The 25,892-nt window shown below is 74.1% G+C and carries 21 protein-coding genes; 13 read left to right on the top strand and 8 right to left on the bottom strand.

The annotated features are described in order from the left end of the window. Positions 1–36: 36 nt before the first annotated feature. Both IW256_RS09665 and dxr read right to left on the bottom strand, forming a co-directional pair. The gene (locus IW256_RS09665; protein WP_197010626.1) at positions 37–1,254 is read right to left on the bottom strand and encodes a M50 family metallopeptidase; all 1,218 of its coding nucleotides are present in this window, start codon (positions 1,252–1,254) and stop codon (positions 37–39) included. A gap of 29 nt (positions 1,255–1,283) precedes the next feature. Further along, complete coding sequence (gene dxr / locus IW256_RS09660; protein WP_307829388.1) at positions 1,284–2,459, bottom strand: 1-deoxy-D-xylulose-5-phosphate reductoisomerase; 1,176 nt, start codon at positions 2,457–2,459, stop codon at positions 1,284–1,286. A gap of 319 nt (positions 2,460–2,778) precedes the next feature. On the opposite strand from dxr, the gene IW256_RS09655 reads away from it, so the two are divergent. Next, the gene (locus IW256_RS09655) at positions 2,779–3,762 is read left to right on the top strand and encodes a trypsin-like serine peptidase (protein ID WP_197010624.1); all 984 of its coding nucleotides are present in this window, start codon (positions 2,779–2,781) and stop codon (positions 3,760–3,762) included. Positions 3,763–3,798: 36 nt separating this feature from the next. On the opposite strand, the gene IW256_RS09650 is transcribed toward IW256_RS09655, so the two are convergent. After that, on the bottom strand, positions 3,799–5,274 hold the full coding sequence (locus IW256_RS09650; protein ID WP_197010623.1) for a sensor histidine kinase: 1,476 nt from the start codon (positions 5,272–5,274) through the stop codon (positions 3,799–3,801). A 249-nt stretch (positions 5,275–5,523) separates the two neighbouring features. On the opposite strand from IW256_RS09650, the gene IW256_RS40970 reads away from it, so the two are divergent. Then, entirely contained in the window at positions 5,524–5,790 is a 267-nt protein-coding gene (locus IW256_RS40970; RefSeq protein WP_231403721.1) for a hypothetical protein, read from the top strand. 233 nt (positions 5,791–6,023) lie between these two features. Here IW256_RS40970 and IW256_RS09645 read toward each other — a convergent pair whose 3' ends face one another. Together IW256_RS09645 and IW256_RS09640 are read right to left on the bottom strand one after the other, a co-directional pair. Then, complete coding sequence (locus IW256_RS09645; protein ID WP_197010622.1) at positions 6,024–7,238, bottom strand: ABC transporter substrate-binding protein; 1,215 nt, start codon at positions 7,236–7,238, stop codon at positions 6,024–6,026. Positions 7,239–7,708: 470 nt separating this feature from the next. Then, entirely contained in the window at positions 7,709–8,059 is a 351-nt protein-coding gene (locus tag IW256_RS09640) for a hypothetical protein (RefSeq protein WP_197010621.1), read from the bottom strand. Positions 8,060–8,331: 272 nt separating this feature from the next. On the opposite strand from IW256_RS09640, the gene IW256_RS09635 reads away from it, so the two are divergent. Next, positions 8,332–10,071, top strand: a complete 1,740-nt coding sequence (locus IW256_RS09635; RefSeq protein WP_197010620.1) for a phospholipid carrier-dependent glycosyltransferase — start codon at positions 8,332–8,334, stop codon at positions 10,069–10,071. On the opposite strand, the gene IW256_RS09630 is transcribed toward IW256_RS09635, so the two are convergent. Beyond that, complete coding sequence (locus tag IW256_RS09630; protein WP_307829387.1) at positions 10,007–11,503, bottom strand: CoA-acylating methylmalonate-semialdehyde dehydrogenase; 1,497 nt, start codon at positions 11,501–11,503, stop codon at positions 10,007–10,009. The two genes, IW256_RS09635 and IW256_RS09630, sit on opposite strands and share 65 nt — an antisense overlap. Before the next feature lie 8 nt (positions 11,504–11,511). Further along, positions 11,512–12,834: an aspartate aminotransferase family protein gene (locus IW256_RS09625; protein WP_231403720.1), complete on the bottom strand. Its 1,323-nt coding sequence runs from the start codon at positions 12,832–12,834 to the stop codon at positions 11,512–11,514. A gap of 99 nt (positions 12,835–12,933) precedes the next feature. On the opposite strand from IW256_RS09625, the gene IW256_RS09620 reads away from it, so the two are divergent. From IW256_RS09620 to IW256_RS09605, 4 genes are all read left to right on the top strand, one after another. After that, the gene (locus IW256_RS09620; protein WP_197010618.1) at positions 12,934–14,535 is read left to right on the top strand and encodes a PucR family transcriptional regulator; all 1,602 of its coding nucleotides are present in this window, start codon (positions 12,934–12,936) and stop codon (positions 14,533–14,535) included. Between the two features lie 20 nt (positions 14,536–14,555). Further along, the gene (locus IW256_RS09615; RefSeq protein WP_197010617.1) at positions 14,556–15,482 is read left to right on the top strand and encodes an aminoglycoside phosphotransferase family protein; all 927 of its coding nucleotides are present in this window, start codon (positions 14,556–14,558) and stop codon (positions 15,480–15,482) included. 45 nt (positions 15,483–15,527) lie between these two features. Beyond that, on the top strand, positions 15,528–16,643 hold the full coding sequence (locus IW256_RS09610) for a carboxylate-amine ligase (protein WP_231403719.1): 1,116 nt from the start codon (positions 15,528–15,530) through the stop codon (positions 16,641–16,643). Positions 16,644–16,775: 132 nt separating this feature from the next. Then, a complete protein-coding gene (locus IW256_RS09605) occupies positions 16,776–17,537 on the top strand; it encodes an SDR family oxidoreductase (RefSeq protein ID WP_197010616.1) in 762 nt (253 codons plus the stop codon). Positions 17,538–17,651: 114 nt separating this feature from the next. Here the strand turns inward: IW256_RS09605 and IW256_RS09600 are convergent, their stop codons facing one another. Further along, on the bottom strand, positions 17,652–18,152 hold the full coding sequence (locus tag IW256_RS09600) for a helix-turn-helix transcriptional regulator (RefSeq protein ID WP_197010615.1): 501 nt from the start codon (positions 18,150–18,152) through the stop codon (positions 17,652–17,654). 178 nt (positions 18,153–18,330) lie between these two features. Here IW256_RS09600 and IW256_RS42140 point away from each other — a divergent pair, with 178 nt between their 5' ends. From IW256_RS42140 to IW256_RS09575, 6 genes are all read left to right on the top strand, one after another. After that, positions 18,331–18,453, top strand: a complete 123-nt coding sequence (locus tag IW256_RS42140; protein WP_269217920.1) for a hypothetical protein — start codon at positions 18,331–18,333, stop codon at positions 18,451–18,453. 178 nt (positions 18,454–18,631) lie between these two features. Continuing rightward, complete coding sequence (locus tag IW256_RS09595) at positions 18,632–21,091, top strand: tetratricopeptide repeat protein (protein ID WP_420535446.1); 2,460 nt, start codon at positions 18,632–18,634, stop codon at positions 21,089–21,091. 29 nt (positions 21,092–21,120) lie between these two features. Continuing rightward, positions 21,121–22,200, top strand: a complete 1,080-nt coding sequence (locus IW256_RS09590; RefSeq protein WP_197010614.1) for a protein phosphatase 2C domain-containing protein — start codon at positions 21,121–21,123, stop codon at positions 22,198–22,200. Continuing rightward, the gene (locus tag IW256_RS09585; protein WP_197010613.1) at positions 22,197–23,507 is read left to right on the top strand and encodes a vWA domain-containing protein; all 1,311 of its coding nucleotides are present in this window, start codon (positions 22,197–22,199) and stop codon (positions 23,505–23,507) included. The genes IW256_RS09590 and IW256_RS09585 overlap by 4 nt, the downstream gene beginning before the upstream one ends. A gap of 2 nt (positions 23,508–23,509) precedes the next feature. Further along, the gene (locus tag IW256_RS09580) at positions 23,510–24,337 is read left to right on the top strand and encodes an FHA domain-containing protein (RefSeq protein ID WP_197010612.1); all 828 of its coding nucleotides are present in this window, start codon (positions 23,510–23,512) and stop codon (positions 24,335–24,337) included. Beyond that, positions 24,334–25,878, top strand: a complete 1,545-nt coding sequence (locus tag IW256_RS09575) for a hypothetical protein (protein ID WP_231403718.1) — start codon at positions 24,334–24,336, stop codon at positions 25,876–25,878. Before IW256_RS09580 ends, IW256_RS09575 begins: the two co-directional genes overlap by 4 nt. The last annotated feature ends 14 nt before the right edge of the window (positions 25,879–25,892 follow it).

Genomic DNA, 25,892 nt, shown 5'->3' with positions numbered 1-25,892 from the left:
GAGCAATGCCGTGCCCGTAGAACTACATAGGGTGAACTACCGCGGCAGCCTGAGCGGGTTGATCAGATCCGCCAGTATCAGCAGCAGCCCCAGCGCGATCAGCACCGCCACCACCACGTAGGTGACGGGGAGCAGCCTGGTGATGTCCACCGTCCCCGGATCGGGCCTGCCCCGGGCCCGCGCCGCCAGCGCGCGGGCGCGCTCGTACCCGACGATCGCCAGGTGGCCGCCGTCCAGCGGGAGCAGCGGGATCACGTTGAGCGCCCCCAGGAAGATGTTCACCGAGACGATCAGCGACAGGTACAGCACCAGCTTGTCCTGCCAGGTGTTCTGCGACGCGAAGATCTGGCCGGACACGTCGGTGGCCCCGACCACGCTGCCGACCTGGCCGCCGGGCGTGCTGCCGCGGTCCGGTGAGAACAGGTGCGGGATCGCCGCGGGCAGGCCGCCGAGGGCCTCGCCCATGGCGCCCAGCGTCCGGCCCATGGCCTGGGCGGCGAAGACTGTCGCGTCGATCGGGCCCGCCCGCTCGTACCCCGCCCCGACGACCCGCGCGGTCATGCCCAGGAACGGGTGGCCGCCCGCCGACGCGAGCCTCACCTGCAACGTGACCCGCTGCGCCGCCGGTCCGCCCTGGCCGTTCTGGGATCGTTCCACGACCACCGGTACGGTCTGCCCCGGCCGCGTCCCGCCGATCTCCTCCCGCAGCTGGGCCCAGTCCGCCACCGGAGCGCCGCCGAGCGAGACGACCCGGTCTCCGGCGCGCAGCCCCGCGGCCGCGGCCGGCGAGGGCGGGTCGCCCGGACGGCACTCCGCCTGGAGGCTCGCGGGCACGCACGGGCTGACCGAACGGACGGTGGTGGTGGCCGTGCCGGGAACGCGGACCCCGATCGCCATCGCCATCACCATGAGCAGCAGGAAGGCGAAGACGAGGTTCACGACCACGCCGGCGGCGATCACGATGGCCCGGCGCCCGGCCGGCTGCCGGTAGAAGGCGCGCTCCCGGTCGGCCGGGGGGATCTCCTCCAGCGGCGTGTAGCCGACGATCTTGACGAACCCGCCGAGCGGGATCGCCTTGACGCCGTACTCGGTCTCACCGCGGCGGCGCGACCACAGCGTCGGCCCGAAGCCCACGAAGTACTGGGTGGCCTTCATGCCGAAGCGCTTGGCGGTGACCAGGTGCCCCGCCTCGTGCAGCATGACCGACACCAGCAGCGCGACGACGAACGCCACCGCGCCCAAGAGAAAGGCCATCCAGCCCCCTCCCCGTGCCGGTCCCGGGGTCAGTCCAGCCCGGTCACTTCCCTGGTCCTGGTACGGGCCCACGCGTCGGCGGCCAGGACGTCCTCCAGCGTCAGCCCCTCCGTGGTACCCGTGCCGTGCTCCTCCACTACCCGCGCGATCGTGTCGACTATCCCCAGGAACGGCAGGCGCCCCGCGCGGAACGCCTCGACGCACTCCTCGTTGGCGGCGTTGTAGACCGCGGGGGCGGTGCCGCCGATCTCGCCGACGCGGGCGGCCAGCGCCACCGCCGGGAACGCCTCGTCGTCGAGCGGGAACAGCTCCCAGGTGTGCGCCCGGGTCCAGTCGAGGCCGGGCGCCGCGTCCGGCACCCGCTCGGGCCAGGCCAGGCCCAGCGCGATCGGCAGCCGCATGTCCGGCGGGCTGGCCTGGGCCAGCGTCGACCCGTCGGTGAACTCCACCATGGAGTGGATCACCGACTGGGGATGCACCATCACCTCGATGCGGTCGAACGGGATGTCGAACAGCAGGTGCGCCTCGATGACCTCCAGCCCCTTGTTGACCAGGGTCGCCGAGTTGATGGTGACGACCGGGCCCATGTCCCAGGTCGGGTGGGCGAGGGCCTGCTCGGGTGTGACGGCGGTCAGCTCCTCGCGGGTACGGCCCCGGAACGGCCCGCCGCTGGCGGTGAGCACCAGCCGCCGTACCTCCCCGGCGCGCCCGCCGCGCAGGCACTGCGCCAGCGCCGAGTGCTCGGAGTCGACCGGGACGATCTGCCCCGGCCGGGCCCGCTCCCTGACCAGCGGGCCGCCGACGATCAGCGACTCCTTGTTGGCCAGGGCGAGCGTGCGGCCGGCGTCCAGGGCGGCCAGCGTGGAGGCCAGCCCGAGCGCGCCGGTGACACCGTTCAGCACCACCTCCGACGGCCAGGCGGCGACCTCGGCCACCGCCTCCGGGCCCGCGACGATCTTCGGGATGGCGTACTCGCCCGCCGCGTACCCGCGCCGCCGGGCCTCGGCGTAGAAGGCCAGCTGCAGGTCCTGGGCGGCGGACGCGCGGGCGACCGCGACGATCTCGGGACGGAACTCCAGGGCCTGGGCGGCCAGCAGGTCGACCCGGCCGCCGCCGGCCGCCAGCCCGGTCACCCGGAAGCGGCCGGGGTTGCGGCGGATCACGTCGAGGGCCTGGGTGCCGATCGACCCCGTGGACCCCAGCACGGTGACGTCGCGGCGGGCGGGCCGGCCGCCGGGGCCGCCGGGCGCGGGCGAGGAGCCGGTCCGGGGGGACGCGTCGCTGGATGAAGGCTTCACGCCTTCCATTGTCGGCCATCATCGCCCGGCGGCGGGTTCCGGGCTCTCGGGCCACATGCGGAAACCGCCAGACCTGCGCCTCCCTCACCCGACCTTTGTCGGGTTATGCCACTAGTCGCACCACTGGTCCCGACTTACCGTCCGCTCACAGGCGGACACCGCCCGGCCCCCTCATCCCGTCAGCCGCCTTCGTCCCCCTCCCCCCGACATCCCGGAGACAGACGACATGAAACGCTCCCCCCGCTCCAGGATCACGACCCTCTCTGCACTGGGCATCGCCGCGCTCGTGGCACCGCTCCTGGCGGCCCCCGCCCAGGCCGCCCCCACGGCTCCGGCGGCCCCCTCCCCCGGCCCGGTGGCCCGGCAGCAGGCCACGAGCGACGCGGCGAAGAAGCGCGTACTGGAGTACTGGACCCGGGACCGCATGCGGTCCGCCACCCCGATGGAACGGCTGTTCAGGCCCAAGACCTCGACCCTCGAGTCGGTACGGCGCGGCCTGCAGCAGGTCCTGCCTCCTGTCTCGGCGGAGTCCTTCCCCAACGGGGGCAGCACCTGGACGGGCGGCGGCGCGGTGGCCCGTACGGCCGGCCGCGTCTTCTTCACCTACCAGGGCCGGACCGCCTCCTGCTCGGGTGACGCGGTGACCAGCGCCAACAAGAGCACCGTCATCACCGCCGGGCACTGCGTGAAGCTGGACGGCGCCTGGCACACCAACTGGGTCTTCGTCCCGGGCTACGACAACGGCAACCGCCCCTACGGCACCTGGACCGCCGCCGAGATCCTCGCCACACCCCAGTGGGTCGCCAGCGAGGACATCAGCTACGACGTCGGCGCCGCGGTCGTCAACACGCTGAACGGGCAGAATCTGGTGGACGTGGTGGGCGGCCAGGGCATCGCGTTCAACCAGGCGCGCGGGCAGAACATGTACGCCTTCGGGTACCCCGCGGCGGCTCCGTACGACGGCTCCAAGCTCACCTACTGCAGCGGCCAGGTCATCAACGACCCGCTCCTGAGCAACGGCATCGGGATGGGCTGCAACATGACCGGCGGTTCGAGCGGCGGCCCGTGGTTCCTCAGCTTCAACGAAGCGTCGGGGACCGGCGTCCAGAACTCGGTGAACAGCTTCAAGTACAACTTCCTGCCGACGTACATGTTCGGCCCGTACTTCGGCACGGACGCCCAGAACCTCTACAACGAGGCCCAGTCCTGAACGAGCCTTAGGGCCTGACAGACGCCCTCAGGGCTCTTACGACAGGGGGCCGGGCTCGCCCCAGCGCGGGACCGCAAAGGGCGGCCGGAGCACCTCGTGCTCCGGCCGCCCTCGTGTGACGTCGTCCGGCGGCTCATGGAGCGGGAGCCGCAGGACGAGCCGCGCGCCCCGGTCGCTGGGGCCGACGCGCAGGCTTCCGCCATGGGCGACCGCGACCTCCCGGGCCACCGGCAGGCCGAGTCCGGCACCGCCGTGGTCGCGGCTGCGGGCCGAGTCCAGCCGGCTGAAGCGCTCGAAGACGCGTTCCCTGTCGGCGGAGTCGATGCCGGGGCCGTCGTCGCGCACCTCCAGCACCGCCTGGCCGTCCTCGCTGCGCAGGCTGACCTCGACCGTCTCCGTGGCGTAACGCTCGGCGTTGCTGAGCAGGTTGACCAGCACGCGGCACATCTGCGCCCGGTTGACCTCCACCTGGACGCCGTCCTCCAGATCGGCGCGCAGCTCCACCTCGGACGACCGCCCTTCCAGTTCGGCGCGCACCAGCCCGGTCAGGTCCAGAGGAGCGCGGGCCGGCGCCGTGCCGGAGTCCAGGCGGGCCAGCGCGAGCAGGTCGTCGATGATGGCGTGCAGGCGCTCGGCGTCGCCCAGGGCCTCGCGCAGCGTGGCGACGAGATCGGTGTCCTCGGGATCGGCCAGCGCCACCTCGATCCGGGTGCGCAGCCCGGTCACCGGGGTGCGCAGCTCGTGCGAGGCGTCGGAGGCGAACTGCCGCTGCCGGGCCACGGTCCGCTCCAGCCGGTCCAGCTGGCCGTTGATGGTGCGCGCCAGCCGGGACAGCTCGTCGCTCGCGTCGGGGTCCACCCGCATCCGGTGCGTCGGCTCGGTGCCGTCGAACTCGGCCAGCTCCGCCTGGAACGCGCCCACCGGGCGCAGCACCCGGCCCGCCGACCGCCAGGTCACCCACCCGGTCAGGCCGACCAGCACCAGGCTCAGGCCGCCCGCCACCGCCACCGGTATCGGCGTCTCGGTCAGCCAGGGCCGCGGCACCGCCGCGTAGACCGTGAGCGGGACGCGGGACACGGAGGCGGCGCGGATCCCGACGACGATCAGGCAGCCGGGGGCGATGCTGCCGTCATGGAGGCACAGGGTGGTGTTGCGGGGCGCGCCGTCGCTCGGAGGGCTGAACGCGGCGATCGGCGCACGGCCCATGAGCGCGGGGCTGGCCGCCACGACACGGGGCGTGGAGGCGCGGGTCACCACCTGGACGAGCAGCACGCCGTGCGAGGTCCGCACGGGGTCGGACAGGCGCCCGTCCGACGCCTGGACGGCGACCGCGCGCGCCACCCCGTCGACCCGCGCGTTCTGATCCCCCACGGCCACCCTCTGCAGCGTGAACGTCGCGGCGAGGACCAGGAGCGGCAGCAGGATCGCGAGGATCGCCAGTCCCGCCAGGGTGGCCCGCGCGCGGCCCACGCGGGCCAGGCGGAGAAGTGGGGGGAGATTTCGTACCCACATGTCTTCTTTTGTATGCGTCTGGCCTCAAACGGACAGCAAAGCACGCATCCCGATCCCTCCTCGATCCGGCGCCCCGCTCCCCCTCCCGGAGATCGCTCCGGCGAATCAGGCGCCCCGGACATGGCCGGACTCTCCGGAGCCACCCCTGGCCTTTGCCGCTATTTTCACTTTGAGTAACGAGAGCAACACGTTTCAGCGCCTATAAAGGTTTCTGTGAAGTCGGCTCCCGCCATACAGGGGGAATGGGCAATGGGCCAGACGGGCGAACCACGGTTCGACCCCGGCGTGCTGAGCGCCGCGCAATGCCAGGGCGACGCCTGCGTCGTCTGCCACAAGAAGTGGCCGCGGCCTCGGGTGCGCGCAGGGCTCCTGCCCGACGGCCAAGGGGTGTTCGCGTGCGACGATTGCGCACCCGCCCTGCCGAACCCCCGCGGGCCTCAGCGCCCGGCGGAGCCGGCCCGCGCCGGACGCCCGTGTACCAGGCGGGCGACGGCGGTGATGCCGGTCTTCGACTAGACCGGCATCTGGAGATCTCTCCAGGAGGAAGGGTGACCCGGACCATCGGGGGGAGGTCCGGGACCACCTGAGAGGCGCGCCCGGCTGGGGGCGGTCGGGCGCGCCGGAGAGAGCTCTCTTTATTGGGTCCCGGCCTACGGCGCTCGCCTCCGGCATCGCCCCACCGGCTGGGTAACGCGCTCGCGCGGTGGCCGAGGTCACCTCGACGCAGGGCTAACCCTTGGTCGGCAGGGCTAACTCTTGGTCGCCTTGATCCAGGCCTGGGTCCATTCGGCGTAGTCGGTGCAGTCGCGCTCGGCGTCCTCGCGCTGCCCGCCCCCGCAGATCCGGGACGGCGCGTAGGCGAAGATCACCTTGTCGAGGTAGTCGCGGTCCCCGACCCTGTAGGCGCTGCAGAAGGCGGCCCTGAGCCGGTCGCCGGTGCACGCCTGCGGGTTGGCCGGGGCGACGCCGGACCACTCCGCCACCTGCTGCTGGACGTCCGGGGAGGCGGTCCACTGCAGCCACTGGTACATGCAGCTGGGATGCTGGCCGCGCGCACCGATCATCCAGGCGTTCATCCAGCCCGTGACGCCGCCCGAGGGGACCACGCCCTGCACGGGCTTCCCGGCCCGGGTCAGCACGTCCACCTGGTAGGGCCACACCTGGCCCAGGACGGCGTCTCCCCCGGCGAAGGCGCTCACCGCGTCGGCGGGCGTCTCCCAGTACGCCCTGACGTGGGGGCGTTGCGCGGCCAGGACCTTGGCCGCCGCGTCCAGCTGCTTGCGGGTCAGCGCGTACGGGTCGGTGATCTTCAGCTTGCGGTCCTCGCCCCGCAGGTACAGGGCGGCCTCGGCGATGGACAGCGGGCTGTCGCGCATGATCAGCCGGCTGGAGTACCGCTTCGCCTGGGCGGGGTCGAACAGCGCGGACCGGCCGGTCGGCGCTCCCGCGACCGCCCGCGTGTCGTACATGATCAGGTTGGAGCCCCAGACGTAGGGCACGCCGTAGACCTTGTCGTCCCTCTTGAGCAGGTTGCGCAGCCGCGGTTCGAGCTTCTTGTAGCCCTCCACCAGGTCGGGGTTGACCGGGGCCACGTGGTCGCCCGCGATGAGCCGGCCGGCGACCTCGGGCGGAGCCGAGACCCCGTCGTAGCGGCGGGACGGGTTCTGCAGGAGGTCGGCCATCTCCTGGGAGTCCTTGGCGACCTTCCAGCTGACCTTGCATCCGGTGCGCTCCTGGAACGGGGTCACCCAGTCAACCCGCGGGTCGCTGCCGCCGTTCTCCAGGTAGCCCGGCAGGGTCACCAGGGCCAGCGCGCCCTCCCCAGGCCCGAGGGTGCTCGCCGCCTTCACCGTGCCCACCGGCCTGACGTCCTCGTCGCCGCTGCAGGCGCCGGCCAGCACCATGACCAGCGCCGCCGCGGCCGCCACCGGGGCCGGCGCCCCGGCCCTCAGCCTCAGCCTCATCTCGCTCCCGACTCGCCTCCACCGGGCCGTCCCCGACACCGGCCCGCCCGTCGGCGCAGCGTAGCGCCTCCGGGCCCGGAGGGCGGGCGGCACCCGGCCAACTCCCTCCCCCACGCCGGCCCTCGTTCCGGCGCCGCCGTTTCGCTGCCGGACACGATCCGGCCGGCCGCCGAACGGCGGTGCCCCGGAATATTTCCGACGGTCCACAGGGGAATGGCGAGCCGGGACCGATCGCGTAGCCGGAAGAACACGCAGCGGACCCTTGTTTCAGCCATTCACGGAGGCATTTCCGGCCTATTCCGGAAGGGCGGCCCACCCGGCACGAAAGAAACCGCCGCGGCCCGGAAGGGACGGTGAGCACCGGAGTGCGCGCCACACACGGAGGTTGCAGGAGAGGGGCATGGCGCGTGCACCGTCCGTCCCGGGGCCGCGGCGGCCCCGGCGGCGTGGCCGGGCCGGGGAACGGCGGGTCACCCTGGGGTGCCGCCCGGCCACGCGATCACCGGTACCCGGCGGGGCGGCGACGGTGTGAGGCCCTCGAGACGGAGGAGATTCGAGGGACGTCGCACGTCCTGCCGGGGGTCGTCGTACTGCGAGGGACCCGCGCCGTACGCCGGGCGCCCGGGCCCGGCCCGCAGGATCACCTCGATCCGGGCGATGAGCCGTTGCGGGGTGCCGGCCTCGACGAACCCGCCGGCGTCCCGCCCCCGGGGCGGCAGCGCCCACCAGCGGCCGGTGAACGGGCCGTACCAGACCGTCCATCCGGGATACCGCCGGCCGAGCGCCTCGACCTCGGCCGCGTGCCGGTCGTCAGCAGTCATAGCGAGGCCCCCTGCGCCGGAACCCGTGGCCCCGGCGGCTTCCGGGGCCTGAATTCTCAATTGCGCCCCAATTAATTGGGACAGTCAGATTGTGTCTTCCGCCACAGAGCCAGTCAACACTTGTAGCTATTATTTGTCGGCTCCGGGATGGCGAAAATCAACCACGGAAACGCCGGCGCGACAGAAAAATACCGGCCCGCACCCCGCCGCCCCGCCGGGTCCACCCGGCGTTCACCTCGCGGCCACGGGCGGCGCCTAACCTCGCACCCCTGGTGACCGACAACGCGACCGACGACGTGACCGACGACCCGGCCCGGCCCGCGCCCGCCCGCCGGGGCCCTTTGGCGACGCCCGGCGGAAAATGGGCGATTCGCCCGAATCTGCGCGCGCGTTCCGTCCTCTCCCTCGCCCCGTTCCTCCTGGCGTTCACCGGCGCCGTGGCGGTGCGGTGGACCGTCATCCTCGGATATCCGGGCGTGCTGTGGTTCACCGGGGACTCCTACTTCTACCTCGGCCACGCGCTGGACCCCGACCCCTCGGCCAGCAAGTCGCTGGGCTACTCGTTCCTGCTGACGCTGCTGGAGCCCGCGCACAGCCTCACCCTGGTCGCGGTGCTGCAGCACCTGATGGGCCTGGCCGTCGCGGTCATGGTGTACGCGCTGCTGCGCCGCGCGGGCCTGCCAGGCTGGGCCGCGACCCTGTTCACGCTGCCGATCCTGTACGACGCGTACCAGATCGAGCTCGAACACCTGCTGATGTCCGAGGCGTTCTTCACGTTTCTCATCGCCGCCGCCCTGACGCTCCTGTTGTGGCGGACACCGCCACCGGACGGCACCGGCGGGAAGGGACGGCGCGGGCCGGCGTGGTGGATGGCGCTCGCGGCGGGGCTGCTGCTCGGCTACGCGGTCCTGGTGCGTTCGGCCGGAGCACCGCTGGTCCCCGTGGTCCTGCTGTGCCTGCTGGCCCGCCGCGGCGGCCTGCGGCCCGCCCTGCTCTTCGGCACCGCCGCCGCGGTGCCCCTGATCGCCTACGCCGCCTGGTTCCACGGCACGTACGGCACGTACGCGCTGACCACCAGCGACGGGCTGTTCCTGTGGGGGCGGACGGCGCCGTTCGCCGACTGCGCGAAGATGCGGCCGCCGTCCCACCAGCGGGCGCTCTGCCTCAGCGACGAGCTCAGGGCCGAGGGCCGCGCGCCCGGCAACCTCATCTGGCGGTCCGAGGCGCCGCCGCGGATCCTGTACGAGGACGTCACCGACCCCGAGAACAACGAGATCCTGCGGGACTTCGCGGTCCGGGCGATCCTCGCCCAGCCCGGCGACTACCTCCGGGCCGTCGGGGACGGCCTCGGCATGGCGTTCAGTCCTCGCCGCTTCCCCCACCCGACCGCTTCGACGGAGGCGCTGTACCACTTCCCCGGACGGCCCCACGTCTTCCCGGGCGGCCGGTCGTGGGGCGGCGAGGGGAGCACGGCGCTGTCGGACGCGATGCGCTACGAGCGGTCCACGGCCCTCAGCCGGGTCGTCCGGCCCCACGCCGACCGGCTGATCGCCTACCAGCGGGCGGTCCACCTCCCCGGACCGGCGCTGGGGCTGCTCTTCGCCGCCGGCGCCGCCGGGATACTGGCCGCCCGGGACCGCCGTGGCGTGCTGATGGCCTGGACGTGCGCGGCGACACTGCTGGTGTTCCCGATCGCGAGCGCCGACTTCGACTACCGGTACGTGGTGCCGGCCATGCCGTTCGCCTGCCTGGCCGCCGGGCTCGCCCTCACCCGCGCCTTCCCCCGGGCCCGCCCGGCCCGTACGGGCGGGGACGGGCCCGAGGCCGAGGCCGAGGCCGCGGACGAGGACGAGGACGGAGACAGGGACGGGGACGGGGACGGGGACGGAGACAGGGACGGGGACGGGGACGGGGACGGAGACAGGGACGAGGACGGGGAGGGACGGGTCAGCCGCCGGTGGGGAACCCGAGGTTCACGCCACCGTGGCTCGGATCCAGCCAGCGCGCCGTGACGGCCTTGGTGCGCGTGTAGAAGTGCACGCCCTCCATGCCGTGGGCGTGGCTGTCCCCGAACAGCGAGTCCTTCCAGCCGCCGAAGGAGTAGTAGGCCATCGGCACGGGGATCGGCACGTTGATGCCCACCATGCCGACCTCCACCTCGTTCTGGAAGCGGCGCGCGGCCCCGCCGTCGTTGGTGAAGATGGCGGTGCCGTTGCCGTACGGGTTGGCGCCGATCAGCTCCATGGCCTCCTCGTACGACCCGGTCCGCACGATCGACAGGACGGGCCCGAAGATCTCGTCCTTGTAGGCGTCCATCTCGGGCGTCACGTGGTCGAGCACGGTCGGGCCGAGCCAGAAGCCTCCGGCCGGGTCGCCGAGCACCGGCGTCAGGCGCCCGTCCACGGCGAGGGTGGCGCCCTGCGCGACGCCGCCGTCGAGGTAGGAGGCGACCCGGTCCCGGTGCTCCCGGGTGACCAGCGGCCCCATGTCCGAGTCCGGGTGGTCGCCGGGCCCGACCCGGAGCCGGGCGACCCGCTCCTTGATCTTGTCGAGCAGCGCGTCGCCGACCGGGCCGACCGCCACCACGACGGAGATCGCCATGCAGCGCTCCCCGGCCGACCCGAACCCGGCCGAGACCGCCGCGTCGGCGGCCAGGTCCAGGTCCGCGTCGGGCAGGACGACCATGTGGTTCTTGGCGCCGCCCAGAGCCTGCACGCGCTTGCCGTTGCGGGCGGCCGTCTCGTAGATGTACCGGGCGATCGGGGTGGAGCCGACGAAGCTGACCGCCTTGACGTCGGGATGGTGCAGCAGGCCGTCCACCGCGGTCTTGTCCCCGTGCACGACGTTGAAGACGCCGTCGGGCAGCCCGGCCTCGGCCCAGAGCTCGGCCAGCCGGACCGACGCCGACGGGTCCTTCTCCGAGGGCTTGAGGACGAAGGTGTTCCCGCAGGCGATGGCCACCGGGAACATCCACATCGGCACCATCGCCGGGAAGTTGAACGGAGTGATCCCGGCCGCCACCCCGAGCGGCTGCAGGATCGAGTAGGCGTCCACCCGGGTGGAGACGTTCTCCGAGAACCCGCCCTTGAGCAGGTGGGGGATCCCGCAGGCGAAGTCCACCACGTCCAGGCCGCGGGCCACCTCGCCGGCGGCGTCGGAGACCACCTTGCCGTGCTCGGAGGAGATCAGGCGGGCCAGCTCGTCGCGGTGGCCGTTCACCAGCTCGCGGAAGCGGAACAGCACCTTGGCGCGGGCGGCCAGCGAGGCGTCCCGCCAGGCGGGGAAGGCGGCCTTGGCGGCGGCGACGGCCGCGTCGACCTCGGCCCGGCCCGCGAAGTCGACCTTGCCCGCGAGCCGTCCCGTCGAGGGCTCGTGGATGTCCCCCTGGGCCTCACCCGAGGGGGAGGGCTTGCCGTTGATCCAGTGGGTGACGTGCTTGCCGATGGTCTCGGTCATGATGTGGCGGCCTCGTTCACTGCTTCCAGGGATTCGATCAGGATGTTCAGGCCCTCGGCGGCCTCGTCGTCGGTCAGGGTGAGGGGCGGGGCCATCCGGACGACGTTGCCGTACAGGCCGCCCTTGCCGACCAGCAGCCCGCGCTCCCGGGCCGCCTCCATCAGCGCGGTGGCCGCCTGCGCGCTCGGCTCGCCGGTCGCCGGATCGCCCAGCTCCACCGCGAACATCAGGCCCTTGCCGCGCACGTCCCGGACCACCGGCAGCCGCCCGGCCGCCGCACGCAGCCCCCCGATGATCGTCTCACCCTGGCGGGCCGCGTTGGCCTGCAGGTCGTGGTCGAGCACGTAGTCGAGGGTGGCGTTGCCGGCGGCCATCGAGATCGGGTTGCCGCCGAAGGTGGACAGGCCGACGGCGTGCAGCGCGTCCATCAGCTCGCCCCTGGCCACCACGCCGCCGACCGTGAAGCCGTTGGCCAGCCCCTTGGCGAAGGTCATCATGTCCGGGACCACGCCGTGGTTCTCGATGCCGAAGAAGCCCTGCCCGGTCCGTCCCCAGCCGGTCTGCACCTCGTCGGAGATGAACAGGATGCCGTGCTCGTCCAGGACCTCCTTGTACGCGGCGAACAGCCCGTCGGGCGCCATGGTGAAGCCGCCCACCCCCTGGATGGGCTCGGCGATCAGCGCCGCGACGTCCGCGCCCGCCGCGGTGGCCAGCACGTGCCGCAGATCCTGCACGCACGCGTCGATGTACGCCTCGTCCGACAGCCCGGCGAACTGCGGCAGGTGCCGGTCGGCGCCGTGCAGGAAGTGGACGTGGAGCGGCGAGTAGGACAGGTTCGTCCAGGCCCGGTTGCCGGTGACGCCGACCGCGGCGAACGACCGGCCGTGGTAGCTCTGCCGCATCGCCAGCACCTGGTCGGTGCGCCGCGCGTAGGCGGCCAGCAGCAGTGCGGCCTCGTTGGCCTCGGTGCCGGAGGTGGTGAAGAAGACCTTGGCGTCCGGGATGCGCGACAGCCGGGCGATCTTCTCGGCCAGCTCGACCTGCCCGCGCAGCAGGTAGGCGGTGGAGGTGTGCACGATGCCGGTGGCCAGCTGCCGTTCCACGGCCTCCCGGACCTCGGGCACGTCGTAGCCGATCATGTTGGTGAGGATGCCGGTGAAGAAGTCGAGATAGCCGTTGCCCTCGGCGTCGGTCACGCGGTTGCCCTTGCCGGCGACGATCTCGATCGGCTCCGCGTAGTTGAGCGCCATCCAGGACGGCATGACGGCCCGGTGTCGCCGGAGCAGCGAGGGGGCCGGAGTGTTCGCAGGTTCCGACATGCCTCCAGTCTCGTCCTCGCAGGTCGTCGCTGCCACCGCCAGAGTGTCACGATCCAGGGCGCGCGATTGACGGTATGCACCCTTTACACTATGTAAACGATGCTTCCCACCTTGGCCGACGTACTCGATCTGGACGCCGTGCGCCGCGGGCAGCCGCACGTGGTCGCCGGGGCCGACCGGCTGGGCAACCTGGTCCGCTGGGTGCACGTCGCCGAGGTCACCGACATCGCCCACCTGCTGCACGGCGGCGAGCTCGTCCTGACCACCGGCATCGCGCTGCCCGACGAGCCCGAGCGGCTGCGCGCCTACATCGGCGAGCTCGCCGACGTCGGCGTGAGCGGCCTGATGATCGAGCTGGGCCGCCGGTACGCCGAGGAGCTGCCGCCGGCGCTGCTGGCCGCCGCCGAGGACCACGGCCTGCCGGTGGTCATGCTGGCGCACGAGCCGGCGTTCGTGGACATCACCGAGTCCGTGCACGCCCGCATCGTCCAGGACCAGTTCGCCGAGCTGCGCGCCTCCGAGCGGCTGCACGAGATCTTCACCCGGCTCTCGGTCGAGGGCGCCTCCACCGACGACGTCGTCCGGCAGGTCGCCGCCCTGGGCGGCCGGCCGGTGGTGCTGGAGAACCTCTCCCACCAGGTGCTGGCCGCGGACGCCGACGGCCGCGACCCCTCCGAGCTGCTGTCGGCCTGGGAGACCCGTTCCCGCGCCGTACGGCCCGGCCTGCGCACCGGCTACGACGAGGCGTCCGGCTGGCTGGTCACCACGGTGGGCGCGCGCGGCGAGGACTGGGGCCGCCTCATCATCACCCTCGGCGCCCCGCCCAGCCCGCGCGAGACCGTCCTGATCGAACGGGCCGCCACCACCCTGGCGCTGGGCCGCCTGCTGGACCGCCACGCCGAGAGCCTCGAACGGCAGGCGCACGGCACGATCATCGCCCGGATCCTGGAGCACTCCTACTCCGACCCGAAGGAGGCCGCCGCGCGGGCCCGCGCCCTCGGCGTCCCGCTGTCGGGCCGCCGCCTCCTGGGCGTGGTCGTCCGTACCCGCGGCGCGGCCCAGCCCGCCGAGGTCTCCGAGCTCGCCGAGGCCGCCGCGGCGGCCTGCAAGGAGGCCCGCCTGGCCGCCCTGGTCGGCGTCCTGGACGAGGGCGGCCCCGACGCCCGGGTCGGGGTCCTGGCCTCCCTCCCCGCCCGCGCCGACGCCGAGACCGCCCTCACCGCGGTCGCCACCCGCATCCGCAGGCACGCCGACGGGGTGATGGCGACCGGATCGGTGGTGGAGTCCATCCGCGACGTCCGCCGCTCGTTCCTGGAGGCCGAACAGGTCGCCGACGTCGCCTGCCGCTCGTCCGATGACCGCCTCTTCTACCGCCTTCCCGACCTGCGCCTGCGCGGCCTGCTGCATCTGCTGCGCGACGACGCCCGCATCCAGACCTTCGTCGAGCGCGAGCTGGGCCCCCTCCTGGAGTACGACGCCGAACGCGGCGGCGACCTGACCCGCATCCTGCGGCTCTACCTCGACGCGGGCCGCAACAAGGCGGTGGCCGCCCAGCTGGCCCACCTCTCCCGTCCCGCCTTCTACGAACGCCTGCGCCGCATCGAGCGCGTCCTGTCCGCCGACCTGGACGACGTGGAGTCCTGCGTCTCCCTCCACGTCGCCCTCCTGGCGCTCAACTCCCTCCGTCAGGAACGCCCCTGATCCTCGCTAGAATCCGCCCCATGGCGGGCGAACGGGAGATCGAGGTGCCGGCGGGGCTGGCGGAGGTCCAGTCGCGGGCGAACGGCGACGCGGGGCGGGCGTGGCTCACCGCCCTGCCGGAGCTGGTCTCCACGGCCCTGCGTCACTGGGACCTGCGCCGCGACGGCGCCGTACGGCACGGGATGGCGGCGCTGGTGCTGCCGGTGGTGCGGCCGGACGGCGCGCCGGCGGTGCTGAAGGTCAGGTTCGTGAACGAGGAGAGCGAGGGCGAGGGCGCCGCGCTGCGGATCTGGGACGGGAACGGCGCGGTCCGGCTCATCGACGAGGACCCCCTGACCGGGGCCCTGCTGCTGGAGCGACTGGACGCCGACCGCACCCTGTCCTCGCTGGAGGACGACGCGCAGGCGTTGAAGATCCTCACCGAGATCCTGGGACGCCTCGTCGCCCACCCCGCGCCGGAGGGGACGCGGCGGCTCACCGACATCGCCCACGCCATGCTCGGGCAGGTGCCCGAGGCCGTGGCCGCGCTGCCGGGCCGGCGGCCGATCCTGGAGGCGTGCGCGGGCGCGGTGGCGGAGCTGGCCGGCGAGGCCGGCGACCGGCTGCTGCACTGGGACCTGCACTACGACAACGTGCTCGCCGGGACGCGCGAGCCCTGGCTGGCGATCGATCCCAACCCGCTGGCCGGGGACCCCGGGTTCGACCTCATGCCCGCGCTGGACAACCGGTGGGACGACATCGTCGCCACCGGGGACGTCCCGCGGGCCGTACGGCGCCGGTTCGACCTCATGGTGGACATGCTCGGTCTCGACCGGCGGAGGGCGGCGGGCTGGACGCTGGGCCGCGCGCTGCAGAACACGCTGTGGGACGTCGAGGACGGGGAGCCGGACATGAGCCCGGTCCAGCTGGCGATCGCCGAGGCGCTCCTTCCGGTGTTCCGCAGGTAGCGGGCCGATTGCGGCGATCGACAAGTAAACAGGCCGATGCCGGGCATGACGAGACCCGTGAAACGGCGGACATTCGGGGTCGAAGAGGAATTCCTGCTGGTCGATCCCGTGAGCGGGAGCCCGCGCGCGCTGTCGGGAGCGGTCATCCGGTGCGCGCGCGACCAGGACGGCCAAGAGTCCCGGCCGGGGGTCATCGACACCGAGCTGCAGCGCGAGCAGCTGGAGACCGACACCCCTCCGTGCTCCTCGCTGGAGGAGCTGTCGGACCGGATCCGCGAGGCGCGGCGGACGATCTCGCTGGCCGCGGCGGAGGAGGGCGCCGCCGTCGCCGCGCTGGCCACCTGCCCGGTGCGGGTGCGGCCGTCGCTGACGCCCTCCCGCCGGTACCGGCGCATGGCCGACGAGTACGCGATGACCGCCGACGAGCAGCTGACGTGCGGCTGCCACGTGCACGTGCGGGTCGAGTCGCCCGAGGAGGGCGTGGCCGTGCTGGACCGGATCCGGCCCTGGCTGCCCCCGCTCCTGGCGCTCAGCGGGAACTCCCCGTTCTGGCAGGGCCGCGACACCGGGTACGCGAGCTGGCGGCAGCAGGTGTGGTGGCGCTGGCCGTCCAGCGGGCCGACCGAGCCGTTCGGGTCGCCGGAGGGCTACCGGCGCGCGGTGAAGGCGCTGCTGGACACCGGTGCGCTGCTGGACGAGGGCATGATCTACTTCGACGCCCGGCTGTCCCGGCGCTATCCGACCGTCGAGATCCGGGTGGCCGACGTGTGCCTGCGCCCCGGCGACACGGTGCTGCTGGCCGCGCTGGCGCGGGCGCTGGTGGAGGTCGCGGCGCGGAGCTGGCGCGAAGGGCGGGAACCTGACCCCGTCCGGACCGACCTGCTCCGGATGGCGATGTGGCGGGCCAGCCGGTCCGGGATGGACGAGGACCTGGTCCACCCGGTCACCCGGCACTCCGCCCCGGCCCGCGAGGTCGTGGGCGCGCTCCTCGATCACGCCGCGCCCGCTCTGGAACGCTACGGCGACCTGGCCACCGCCGAACGGCTGCTGGAACGCCTGGTCGAGGAGGGCAACGGGGCGCGGCGGCAGAGGGCGGTGTACGAGCGGACGGGCGACATGGGCAAGGTCGTGGCCGACGCCGTGCAGTGCACTTCCCCCTAGCGCGGAGGCCGCCCGGTTCGCCGGGGCCCGTTGGGGCGCACGTTGACTTACGGCGGGTTGCCGCCTTGGGGTGCGTCTGGAACGACGACTCGCCGCAAGTCGGCGGACGGCGGGCCGCGCTAGCCTCGGGCCATGGATCTCGGGTTGAGCGGCAGGCGGGCCGCGGTGGCGGCGGCGGGCGGCGGGCTGGGCTTCGCGGCGGCGCGGGCGCTCGCGGCCGAGGGCGTCCAGGTGGCGATCTGCGGCCGTGACCGCGACCGGCTGGAGGCGGCGGCCGGGAGGCTGAACGAGGAGGCGCCGGGCCAGGCCGTGCATCCGGTCGTCGCGGACGTGGGCACGCCGGAGGGCGCGGCCGGGTTCGTCCATGAGGCCGCGCGGGCGCTCGGCGGGGTGGACATCCTGGTGACCAACGCCGGCGGGCCGCCGCCCGGCGACTTCGACTCCACGCCGGTCGACGCGTACGGCCCGGCGCTTGACCTCAACCTGATGTCGGTCGTCGCGATGTGCAAGGCCGCGGTGCCGGCGATGCGGGAGCGGCGCTGGGGCCGGGTCGTAGCGATCACCTCGATCACGGTGCGGCAACCGATCCCCCGCCTCATCCTGTCCAACACGGCCAGGGCGGGGGCGACCGGCTTCCTCAAGACGCTGGCCCTGGAGGTCGCCGCGGACGGCGTCACCGTCAACTCGCTGCTGCCCGGCTCCCACGCGACGGAGCGGTTGCGCGCGCTGAGCGGCGGCGACCTGGAGGGGGCCGCCGCGGAGATCCCGGCGGGCCGGGTCGGCGACCCCGGTGACTTCGGCGCCCTGGTGGCGTTCCTGTGCTCGCGGCAGGCGGGGTTCGTGACCGGCTCCGCGATCCCGGTCGACGGCGGGGAGTACCGCGGCCTGCTGTGAGGGCGCGGACGGAGCCGCCGCGGGGAACCTCGGGGGTGAATGCCCCGCGGCGGCCGTCCGGGCCCGTTGCCGGTTCCGGCCACCTGGCGGGCCGGCGCTCCGGCGCGGGGCGGCTCAGGCCGCCGCGGCGACCCGGCGCTGGAACGGCAGGTAGCGGTCGGCACGGCGCGGGCGGGCCAGCAGCCCGGTGGACTCCACGGCCAGGATCCGGTCGAACCGGAAGGCGCGGACGCCCCGGCGCATCCGGCACCAGCCGACGAGGTACCAGTGGTCGCGGTGGACCAGGCAGGTCACCGGCTCCACCTCGCGGATCGTGACGTTGGCGCCGGCGTCGCCGTAGCACAGGCGCACCACGCGGTGCTCGGTGATCGCGGCGGCGACGACGCGCGCGCGGTCGGCGGTGGAGGCGTCGAGGGTCTCGGTGAGGGTGTCGAGGGTGGCGGTGACGACGTCGTCGTGGGACCGCGTGTCGAGCAGGGTGCGCAGGGCCCGGCGCGCGGTCGCGGCCTGCGGGCCGGTGCCCAGGTGGGCGAGGGAGAGCGCCAGGGCGGCGATCTCCGCCGCGGTGAGGTCGGTCGCGGTGGGGTCGGTGCGGTGCGTCGCAACGTTCGCCATGATTCGATCATACGTTCGAGCACCGACATTTTGCAGGCCCAAATACGCCGGGAGAGGCCCTCTTCCGTCCAGGGCGGGATCCCTTGAGAAGCCGCCCGCGCATGGTGAACACTGATCCCCCGAGTGCGTTACCGGGGGAAACCAGGGCAGAGTTGGCCGAATCGGGGGCAGTCCACCTATGAGTCGTGACGAGGTGGACCGCGCCCTGCGTCGCCCGCGGGACGAGAACGAGCGCGTCGGCGCGGCGCCGCTCGACCTGGGGACCCCTCCCGGTAACCGGCTGCCGCAGGGGCCGCGGTGACCGGGGAGGCCCGCGCCCGGCACTGGGCCTCCCACTGTGACCTGAGGAAGGCGACCGTCATGCTGTCCGGCTATCAGCAGGCCATCCCGTCGAGGGCGAAGGGGGCGGTCCGATGACCCGGTGCACCGCCCCGGGCTGCGCCGGAACCGTCGAGGACGGTTACTGCGTCGTATGCGGCATGGCGGCCACCGCGAGCCCGGGTCCGGTCCCGGCCCCGGGCGGATCCGGCGGAACGGGACCGGGCTCCTGTGCCCAGCCGGGCTGTACCGGGACGATCGAGGACGGCTACTGCGACGTCTGCGGCATGCCGCCCGCGCAGGCGGAGACACCGGGGCGGGCACCGTCACCGGCCCCGGAGCGGACGGCTCGCGACGCGGGCCCTCCCGGCCGGTGCGGTCAGAGCGGCTGCGCGGGCACGATCGTGGACGGCTACTGCGACGTGTGCGGCATGCCGCCCTCGAGCGGGTCCGCCTCGTCCAGCGGGTCCGGCCCGTCCAGCTCGTCCGGCACCGGTTCGTTCGGGACGGGCTCGTTCGGGACGGGCTCGTTCGGGACGGGCTCGGCCCGCACCGGCTCCACCCGGACGGGCTCGTCCCGGTCGTCGGGACGGCGCGGCATGCTGGGCGCGGGCCTGGTGGAGGTCCCGCGCATCCCGTACCGCGATCCCTCCTCGGCGGTCCTCTCCGATCCGCGGGTACCCGAGAACAGGCGCTTCTGCAGCAGCTGCGGCGAGCCGGTGGGCCGCAGCCGGGAAGGGCGCCCCGGCCGTGCGGAGGGGTTCTGCCCCAAGTGCCGGACGCGCTTCTCGTTCACGCCCAAGCTCTCCCCCGGCGAGCTGGTGGGCGGCCAGTACGAGGTGCTGGGCTGCATCGCCCACGGCGGCCTCGGCTGGATCTACCTGGCCAAGGACCGCAACGTCAACGACCGCTGGGTGGTGCTCAAGGGCCTGCTCGACACCGGTGACGCCGACGCGCGGGCCGCCGCGGCGGCCGAGCGCGCCTTCCTCGCCGAGGTCGAGCACCCCAACATCGTCAAGATCTACAACTTCGTCCAGCACGGCGACGCCGAGTACATCGTGATGGAGTACGTCGGCGGCGACTCGCTCCGCGACATCCTGCTGCGGCGCCGCCGGGAGGGCGGGGCGGACGCGCTCCCGGTCGGGCAGGCGATCGCCTACGGGCTGGAGGTCCTGCAGGCGTTCGGTTACCTGCACGCGCAGGGGCTGGTCTACTGCGACTTCAAGCCGGACAACGTGATCCAGTCCGAGGAGCAGCTCCGCCTGATCGACCTGGGCGGGGTGCGGCGGCTGGACGACCAGGACGGCGCGATCTACGGGACGGTCGGCTACCAGGCCCCCGAGATCGCCGACGTGGGCCCCTCGATCGGGTCCGACCTCTACACCGTCGGCCGGGCGCTGGCGGTGCTGAGCTTCTCGTTCAAGGGCTACACCGGCGCCTACGCCGACAGCCTGCCGCCGCGCGCCGAGGTGCCGGTGCTGGCCCGGTTCGAGTCCTACGACCGGCTGCTGCGCCGCGCCACCCACCGGGACCCGGCCCGGCGGTTCCGGGACGCGGCCGAGATGGCCGAGCAGCTCACCGGGGTCCTGCGCGAGGTGCTGGCCATCGAGGACGGCATGCCGCGGCCCGCGCCGTCCGGGCTGTTCGGCCCGGAACGGTCGGTGCCCGGCACCGATCTGGCCCGGCTGACCGGGGGCCCGGAGGTGCTGCCGGCGGTCACGCCGGCCGAGGCCGCCGCCGCGCTGCCGGTGCCGCTGGTGGACGGGGGCGACCCGGCCGCCGGGTTCCTGGCGGGGCTCACCGCGCTCGAACCGGCCCGGCTCGCCGCGGCGGTCGCGAACGCCACGGAGCGCACGCCCGAGGTCAGGCTGACGCTCGCCCGGGTCCGCATCGAGCTGGCCGCCTACGGCGAGGCGCGCGCCCTCCTGGACGAGGCCGAGGAGGACCGGCCGGACGACTGGCGGATCGCGTGGTACCGGGCGCTGGCGACCCTCGCCGAGGGCCGGGTGGACGAGGCGGCGCCGCTGTTCGACGGGCTCTATGACCTGCTGCCCGGGGAGGCGGCGCCGAAGCTGGCGCTGGCGTACTGCCGGGAACGGAGCGCGCCCGGGGAGGCCGCCCGGCTGTACGAGACGGTCTGGCGGACCGACCCCGGCCACATCGGCGCCGCGTTCGGCCTGGCCCGGGTGCATCTGGCCGCGGGTGACCGCGCGACGGCGATGGCGGTGCTGGACTCGGTGCCGGAGATCTCGATCCGGTACGTCTCCGCGCGGGTGGCGGCGGTGGCCACCGCCGTAAGGGGCCGCCCGCCCGCCGAGCTGACCGCCGCCGGGCTGGCGGCGGCCGGGGACCGGCTGGAGGGGCTGGGCCTGGAGGGCGAGCGGCTGGAGTGGCTGACCGTGGAGATCCTGGAGGCGGCGCTGGGCTGGGTGCGGCTGGGCACGGCCCGCGGCGGGCATCCGCAGGGCGGGCTCCTGCTCGGCACGCCGCTGACCGAGACCGGGCTGCGCCGGCGGCTGGAGCGGACCTACCGCTCGCTGGCCCGCCGCACCGCCGCCCGTGAGGAACGGCGGTGGCTGATCGACTGCGCCAACGCCGTACGGCCGAGGACGCTCCTGTGACGGAGGACGCTCCCGTGACGGGAGCCGCGATGACGGGGGGATCCGTGACGGGAGAGGCGGCCGGCGAGCCGGCGAAGACGGCCGAGCTGACCTGCCCGGCCTGCGCGGAGGTGGTCTTCGCCGGGGAGGACTTCTGCGAGGCGTGCGGGCAGCGCCTCGGCAAGGGCGCGCCCGTGGCGGGGACCGCGCAGCCCCGGGCCGTGCCCGCGGGGCCGTCCTGCGCGAGCTGCGGCGAGGGCCCCATCGACGCCGACGGCTACTGCGAGCGGTGCGGGCTGCGGCAGCCCGCCGAACGCGACCACGTGGAGATCGAGCTTCCCGGACGGGCGGCGGCCGGTGTCAGCGACCGCGGCAGGCGCTACAGCCGCAACGAGGACGCCCTGGCCCTGAGCGCGCACCCGGCGGGTGTCGCGGTGGTCGTCTCCGACGGCGTCGGCTCCTCCCCGCGTCCCGACGACGCCTCGCGCGCCGCCGCCGACCACGGCGTGGCCGAGCTGGAGGCGCGGCTGGAGGCGGGGGACGCGCCGGAGGCGGCGGTGCGCGCGGCCGTGGCGCGGGCGGCCGGCGCCGTCGCCGCCCTGGCCGAGTCGCCCGCCGAGGCCCCGTCGTGCACCTTCGTCTGCGCGGTGACCTCGCACGGCTCGGTGACCGTCGGCTGGGTCGGCGACAGCCGCGCCTACTGGCTGGCCGCCGGCGCGGCCGGGTCCCGGGCCCTCACCGAGGACGACTCCTGGGCCGCCTACATGGTGGCCGAGGGCACGATGACCGAGGCCGAGGCCGAGGCGCACCCCAACGCGCATGTCATCACCGGGTGGCTGGGCGCCGACGCCGAGGAGGTCCGGCCGCACGTCGCCGCGTTCACCCCGGACCCGGGCGCGCCCGGCACGCTGCTGGTCTGCAGCGACGGCCTGTGGAACTACCTGCCCAAGGCGGCGGACCTGGCGGCGGTGCTGTCCGCCGCGTCCGCCGACCCGGCGGCCGACCCGCTCGGCGCCGCGCGGGCGCTGGTCCGGCACGCCCTGGACGCGGGCGGGCGCGACAACATCACCGTCGCCGTGGTGCCCCTTCCCCTTTCCCCCTCTCCGAGCAGCATGGAGCGCGAGCGTTGAGCGAGCAGCCGCAGTTCAGCATCAAGATCGACCAGAACAGGTTCCTGCCCGAGGGCGGCCGGGAGGTGCACGCCATCGTGTCCGTGGAGGCGACGGGCGCGCCCGCGTCCGCCATGCCGGACACGGCGGAGGCCGCCGAGGTGATCATCATCGACACCTCGGGCTCGATGTCGTACCCCGACACCAAGCTGCGGTCGGCCGTCGCCGCCGCGCAGACCGCGGTCGACACCATCCGGGACGGGGTGTACTTCGCGGTCGTCTCGGGGGCCAACAGCGCCACCATGGTCTACCCCCACATGGCGAGGCTGGTGCGCGCGGACGCCAGGACGCGGGTGGAGGCCAAGCACGCGGTCGGCCGGCTCCAGGCGCAGGGCGGCACCGCCATCGGCTCCTGGCTGCGGCTGGCCGACGAGCTCTTCGACTCGCACCAGCGGGGCATCCGGCACGCGATCCTGCTGACCGACGGCAACAACCAGCACGAGACCGTCGAGGAGCTGGACGCGGCGCTGGCCCGCTGCTCGGGCCGGTTCGTCTGCGACTGCCGCGGCGTGGGCACCGACTGGGAGGTGGCCGAGCTGCGCAAGATCTCCTCGGCCCTGCTGGGCAGCGTGGACATCGTCGCCGACCCGCAGGACCTGGTCGCCGACTTCCAGGCGATGACCGAGGCGGCCATGGGCAAGGCGGTCGCCGACGTGATGCTGCGCGTGTGGACGCCGCAGGCCGCCCGGCTGCGCTTCGTCAAGCAGGTGATGCCGTCCGTGCAGGATCTCACCGCCAAGCGCATGGCGGCGGGCCCGCAGGCGGGCGACTACCCGATCGGGGCGTGGGGCTCGGAGAGCCGCGACTACCACATCAGCGTCGAGGTGCCGCCCGGCGAGGTGGGCAAGGAACTCCGCGCGGCGTGGGTCAAGCTGGTGGTCCCCGGCCCCGCCGGGCAGGAGCCGCGGGTGCTGGCGACCGGCAACGTCCTGGCCCAGTGGACCGACGACGAGGCCGCCTCGACCAGGATCAACGCGCGGGTGGCGCACTACACCGGCCAGGCCGAGCTGGCCGAGGTCATCCAGGAGGGCCTGCAGGCGCGCAAGGACGGCGACCTGGAGACCGCCACCGCACGGCTCGGCCGGGCGGTCCGGCTGGCCGACGAGGCGGGCAACGAGGCGATCACCACGCTGCTGCGCAAGGTGGTGGACGTGGTCGACCCCGTCACCGGCACCGTGCGGCTCAAGAAGAACGTCGACAAGGCCGACGAGATGTCGCTGGACACGCGTTCCACCAAGACGGTGCGCACCCGCAAGGGCGAGGGCTGAGCATGGCGACCTGTCCCGCGGGCCACGCCTCCGCCTCCCCCGACTACTGCGATGTCTGCGGCGAGCGGATCGGCGGCGCGCCCCCGTCCGTTCCCGCGCCCGGTTCCGGCCCGGGAGGTTCCGGCCCCGGCGGGTCGGCACCCGGGTCCGGGGGGACGGCCGGTACGTCCGGGATCCCGGCCGTACCCGGCGGCAACCCCTGTCCCGACTGCGGCACCCCGGCCAGCGACCGTTTCTGCGAGGAGTGCGGGTACGACTTCGCCACCGGCGGCGGCAAGCCCACCCCGGCGCCCCCGGAAGAGCCCCCGATCCCCGCGCCCGCGCCGGAACCCGTCCCGGATCCGCCCTCCCCGGCCCCGTCCTCCCCTGCCACGGGACCGGAGGGCGGGCGGGAGGCGGAGGGCGCGCCGGCCGCCGACGGCTGGGTCGCGGTCGTCAGCGCCGACCGCGGCTACTACGACGCGATCATCGCCGAGCTCGACCCCGACGCCGGGGTGATCGCGTTCCCGCCCTACTGCCCCGAACGCCGGGTGCCGATCGGCGGCGGGCAGGTCCGCATCGGGCGCAGGAGCGCGTCACGCGGCGTGACACCGGAGATCGACCTGCGGGTGGCGCCGGAGGACCCCGGCGTCTCGCACGTCCACGCCGTGCTGCTGGCCCGCCCCGGCGGCGGCTGGGCGCTGGTCGATCCCGGATCCACCAACGGCACCAGCCTCAACGGCTCGACCGCCACCATCCCGCTCAACGTGGAGGTGCCGGTCGGCGACGGCGACCGGATCCACGTCGGAGTCTGGACCACGATCACCCTCAGGAAGGGCGAGGCGCCATGACGGCCGCAGGCCCCGGGCCGACCATCACCGCGACCGCGGCGGGCACCGCTCCGGCGGGACCTCCGCTCCCCTACGCGCAGGCCGGTCCCGCGGCCGCGGCGGCGCCGCGGCCGGCGAGGGCGGCGAGGCCGGGCGGGCGGCGGCCCCTGCTGCCGCCCCGTACCGTGGCGGGCCGCGTCCGCGCGCTGACGGCGGCCGTGGTGGTCGCGCTGGTCGCGCTGCTGGCGGCCACCTGGATCGCCGTCGGCAACGCCCGCGACGGCGTCGGCGTCATCGGGCACGACGCCGGGCCCCAGGTGGTCGCGACCGGCAACCTGTACTTCCACCTCACGACCATGGACGCGCAGCTGGCCAACGCCCTGCTGATCGGCCGCACCGAGGGCCTGGACATCCGCAGGGCCGACGCGCTGGCCCGCTACGACCAGAGCCGCCTGGCCGCGGGCGACGCCCTGCTCACGGCGGGCAAGCTGGCCGACGAGCCCAGCGAGGAGCGGACCGCCCGCGACTCGCTCAACGCGCTGGCGCGGTACGAGCGGCTGGCCGGGCAGGCCCTGCTGCTGGACCAGCGGTCCGGTCACACCGCGGGGCCCCCGCCGCAGGAGGTCATCGCGATCTACCGGCAGGCGACCGACCTGATGAAGCTGGACCTGCTGCCCAAGGCCTACAACCTCACGCTCGACAACGGCACGCTGGTGCGCCACACCTACGAGTCCGAGCGCCGGGCGGTGCAGGCCGGCCAGATCTGGGTGATCGCGCTCGGGGTGGTGGCCCTCGGCCTGCTGGCCGTCCTGCAGCTGCTGCTGTTCGCCCGGTTCCGCCGGCTGCTCAACCCGGCGCTGGCGGTGGCCACCGCGGCCACGCTGGCGCTGGTGGCGGCGGGCGCGCTGATGCTGGCGGGCCAGCTGGACCATCTCCGTACCGCCAAGACCGACGGGTTCGACTCCCTGCTCGCCCTCTCCCGGGCCCGCGCGATCAGCACCAGCGCCAACGCCGACGAGACCCGCTTCCTGCTCGACCCGGGCCGCGCCGACACCTACGAGCAGGTCTACCTCAGCAAGTCCCAGTCGGTCCTGTACCGGCCCGCCACCAACCTCGCCCGCTACAACGAGGCGGTGCAGCGGGACCTCGGCAGGACCGACCTCGACCCGCGGCGGGACCGGTTCCTGGGCTTCCTGGGCCGCGAGGCCGTCCACGGCGGGCTCGCGGGGCAGCCGGACGCGTACGCGGAGGTCCTGAAGACCTACCGCGTCTTCCAGCAGAGCGACTCGCGGGTGCGGGCGCTGGTGGACGCCGGCCAGTCGGGGCGCGCCATCGAGGCGCGGCTGGGCGGCGACGCCGGGTTCTCCTCCGACCGCGACTTCGCCGCCTACGACGCGGCCCTGCGGAAGCTGATCGGGATCCACGGCGAGGCGTTCAAGAAGGCCGTCCGGGACGGCGACGCCGGCACCAGGGGGTGGGACGTGGTGATCCCGGTGGCCGGGCTGGTCCTCATCGGGCTCGTCCTGGCCGGGGTGCGGCCCCGCCTGGCGGAGTACCGGTGAGCGCGGCGGACCGC

This window comes from Actinomadura viridis (genome assembly GCF_015751755.1).
Taxonomy (GTDB): domain Bacteria; phylum Actinomycetota; class Actinomycetes; order Streptosporangiales; family Streptosporangiaceae; genus Spirillospora; species Spirillospora viridis.
Note: the sequence above shows the minus strand (reverse complement) of the source record. Positions and strands in the feature narration are given on the sequence as shown.

What these genes read in the sequence shown, in the direction of transcription:
- IW256_RS09665 (WP_197010626.1), bottom strand. Translation starts at nt 1,254, where the DNA reads ATGGCCTTTCTCTTGGGCGCGGTGGCGTTCGTCGTCGCGCTGCTGGTG.
- IW256_RS09655 (WP_197010624.1), top strand. Translation starts at nt 2,779, where the DNA reads ATGAAACGCTCCCCCCGCTCCAGGATCACGACCCTCTCTGCACTGGGC.
- IW256_RS09650 (WP_197010623.1), bottom strand. Translation starts at nt 5,274, where the DNA reads ATGTGGGTACGAAATCTCCCCCCACTTCTCCGCCTGGCCCGCGTGGGC.
- IW256_RS40970 (WP_231403721.1), top strand. Translation starts at nt 5,524, where the DNA reads ATGGGCCAGACGGGCGAACCACGGTTCGACCCCGGCGTGCTGAGCGCC.
- IW256_RS09645 (WP_197010622.1), bottom strand. Translation starts at nt 7,238, where the DNA reads ATGAGGCTGAGGCTGAGGGCCGGGGCGCCGGCCCCGGTGGCGGCCGCG.
- IW256_RS09640 (WP_197010621.1), bottom strand. Translation starts at nt 8,059, where the DNA reads ATGACTGCTGACGACCGGCACGCGGCCGAGGTCGAGGCGCTCGGCCGG.
- IW256_RS09625 (WP_231403720.1), bottom strand. Translation starts at nt 12,834, where the DNA reads ATGTCGGAACCTGCGAACACTCCGGCCCCCTCGCTGCTCCGGCGACAC.
- IW256_RS09620 (WP_197010618.1), top strand. Translation starts at nt 12,934, where the DNA reads ATGCTTCCCACCTTGGCCGACGTACTCGATCTGGACGCCGTGCGCCGC.
- IW256_RS09615 (WP_197010617.1), top strand. Translation starts at nt 14,556, where the DNA reads ATGGCGGGCGAACGGGAGATCGAGGTGCCGGCGGGGCTGGCGGAGGTC.
- IW256_RS09610 (WP_231403719.1), top strand. Translation starts at nt 15,528, where the DNA reads ATGACGAGACCCGTGAAACGGCGGACATTCGGGGTCGAAGAGGAATTC.
- IW256_RS09605 (WP_197010616.1), top strand. Translation starts at nt 16,776, where the DNA reads ATGGATCTCGGGTTGAGCGGCAGGCGGGCCGCGGTGGCGGCGGCGGGC.
- IW256_RS09600 (WP_197010615.1), bottom strand. Translation starts at nt 18,152, where the DNA reads ATGGCGAACGTTGCGACGCACCGCACCGACCCCACCGCGACCGACCTC.
- IW256_RS42140 (WP_269217920.1), top strand. Translation starts at nt 18,331, where the DNA reads ATGAGTCGTGACGAGGTGGACCGCGCCCTGCGTCGCCCGCGGGACGAG.
- IW256_RS09595 (WP_420535446.1), top strand. Translation starts at nt 18,632, where the DNA reads ATGGCGGCCACCGCGAGCCCGGGTCCGGTCCCGGCCCCGGGCGGATCC.
- IW256_RS09590 (WP_197010614.1), top strand. Translation starts at nt 21,121, where the DNA reads ATGACGGGGGGATCCGTGACGGGAGAGGCGGCCGGCGAGCCGGCGAAG.
- IW256_RS09580 (WP_197010612.1), top strand. Translation starts at nt 23,510, where the DNA reads ATGGCGACCTGTCCCGCGGGCCACGCCTCCGCCTCCCCCGACTACTGC.
- IW256_RS09575 (WP_231403718.1), top strand. Translation starts at nt 24,334, where the DNA reads ATGACGGCCGCAGGCCCCGGGCCGACCATCACCGCGACCGCGGCGGGC.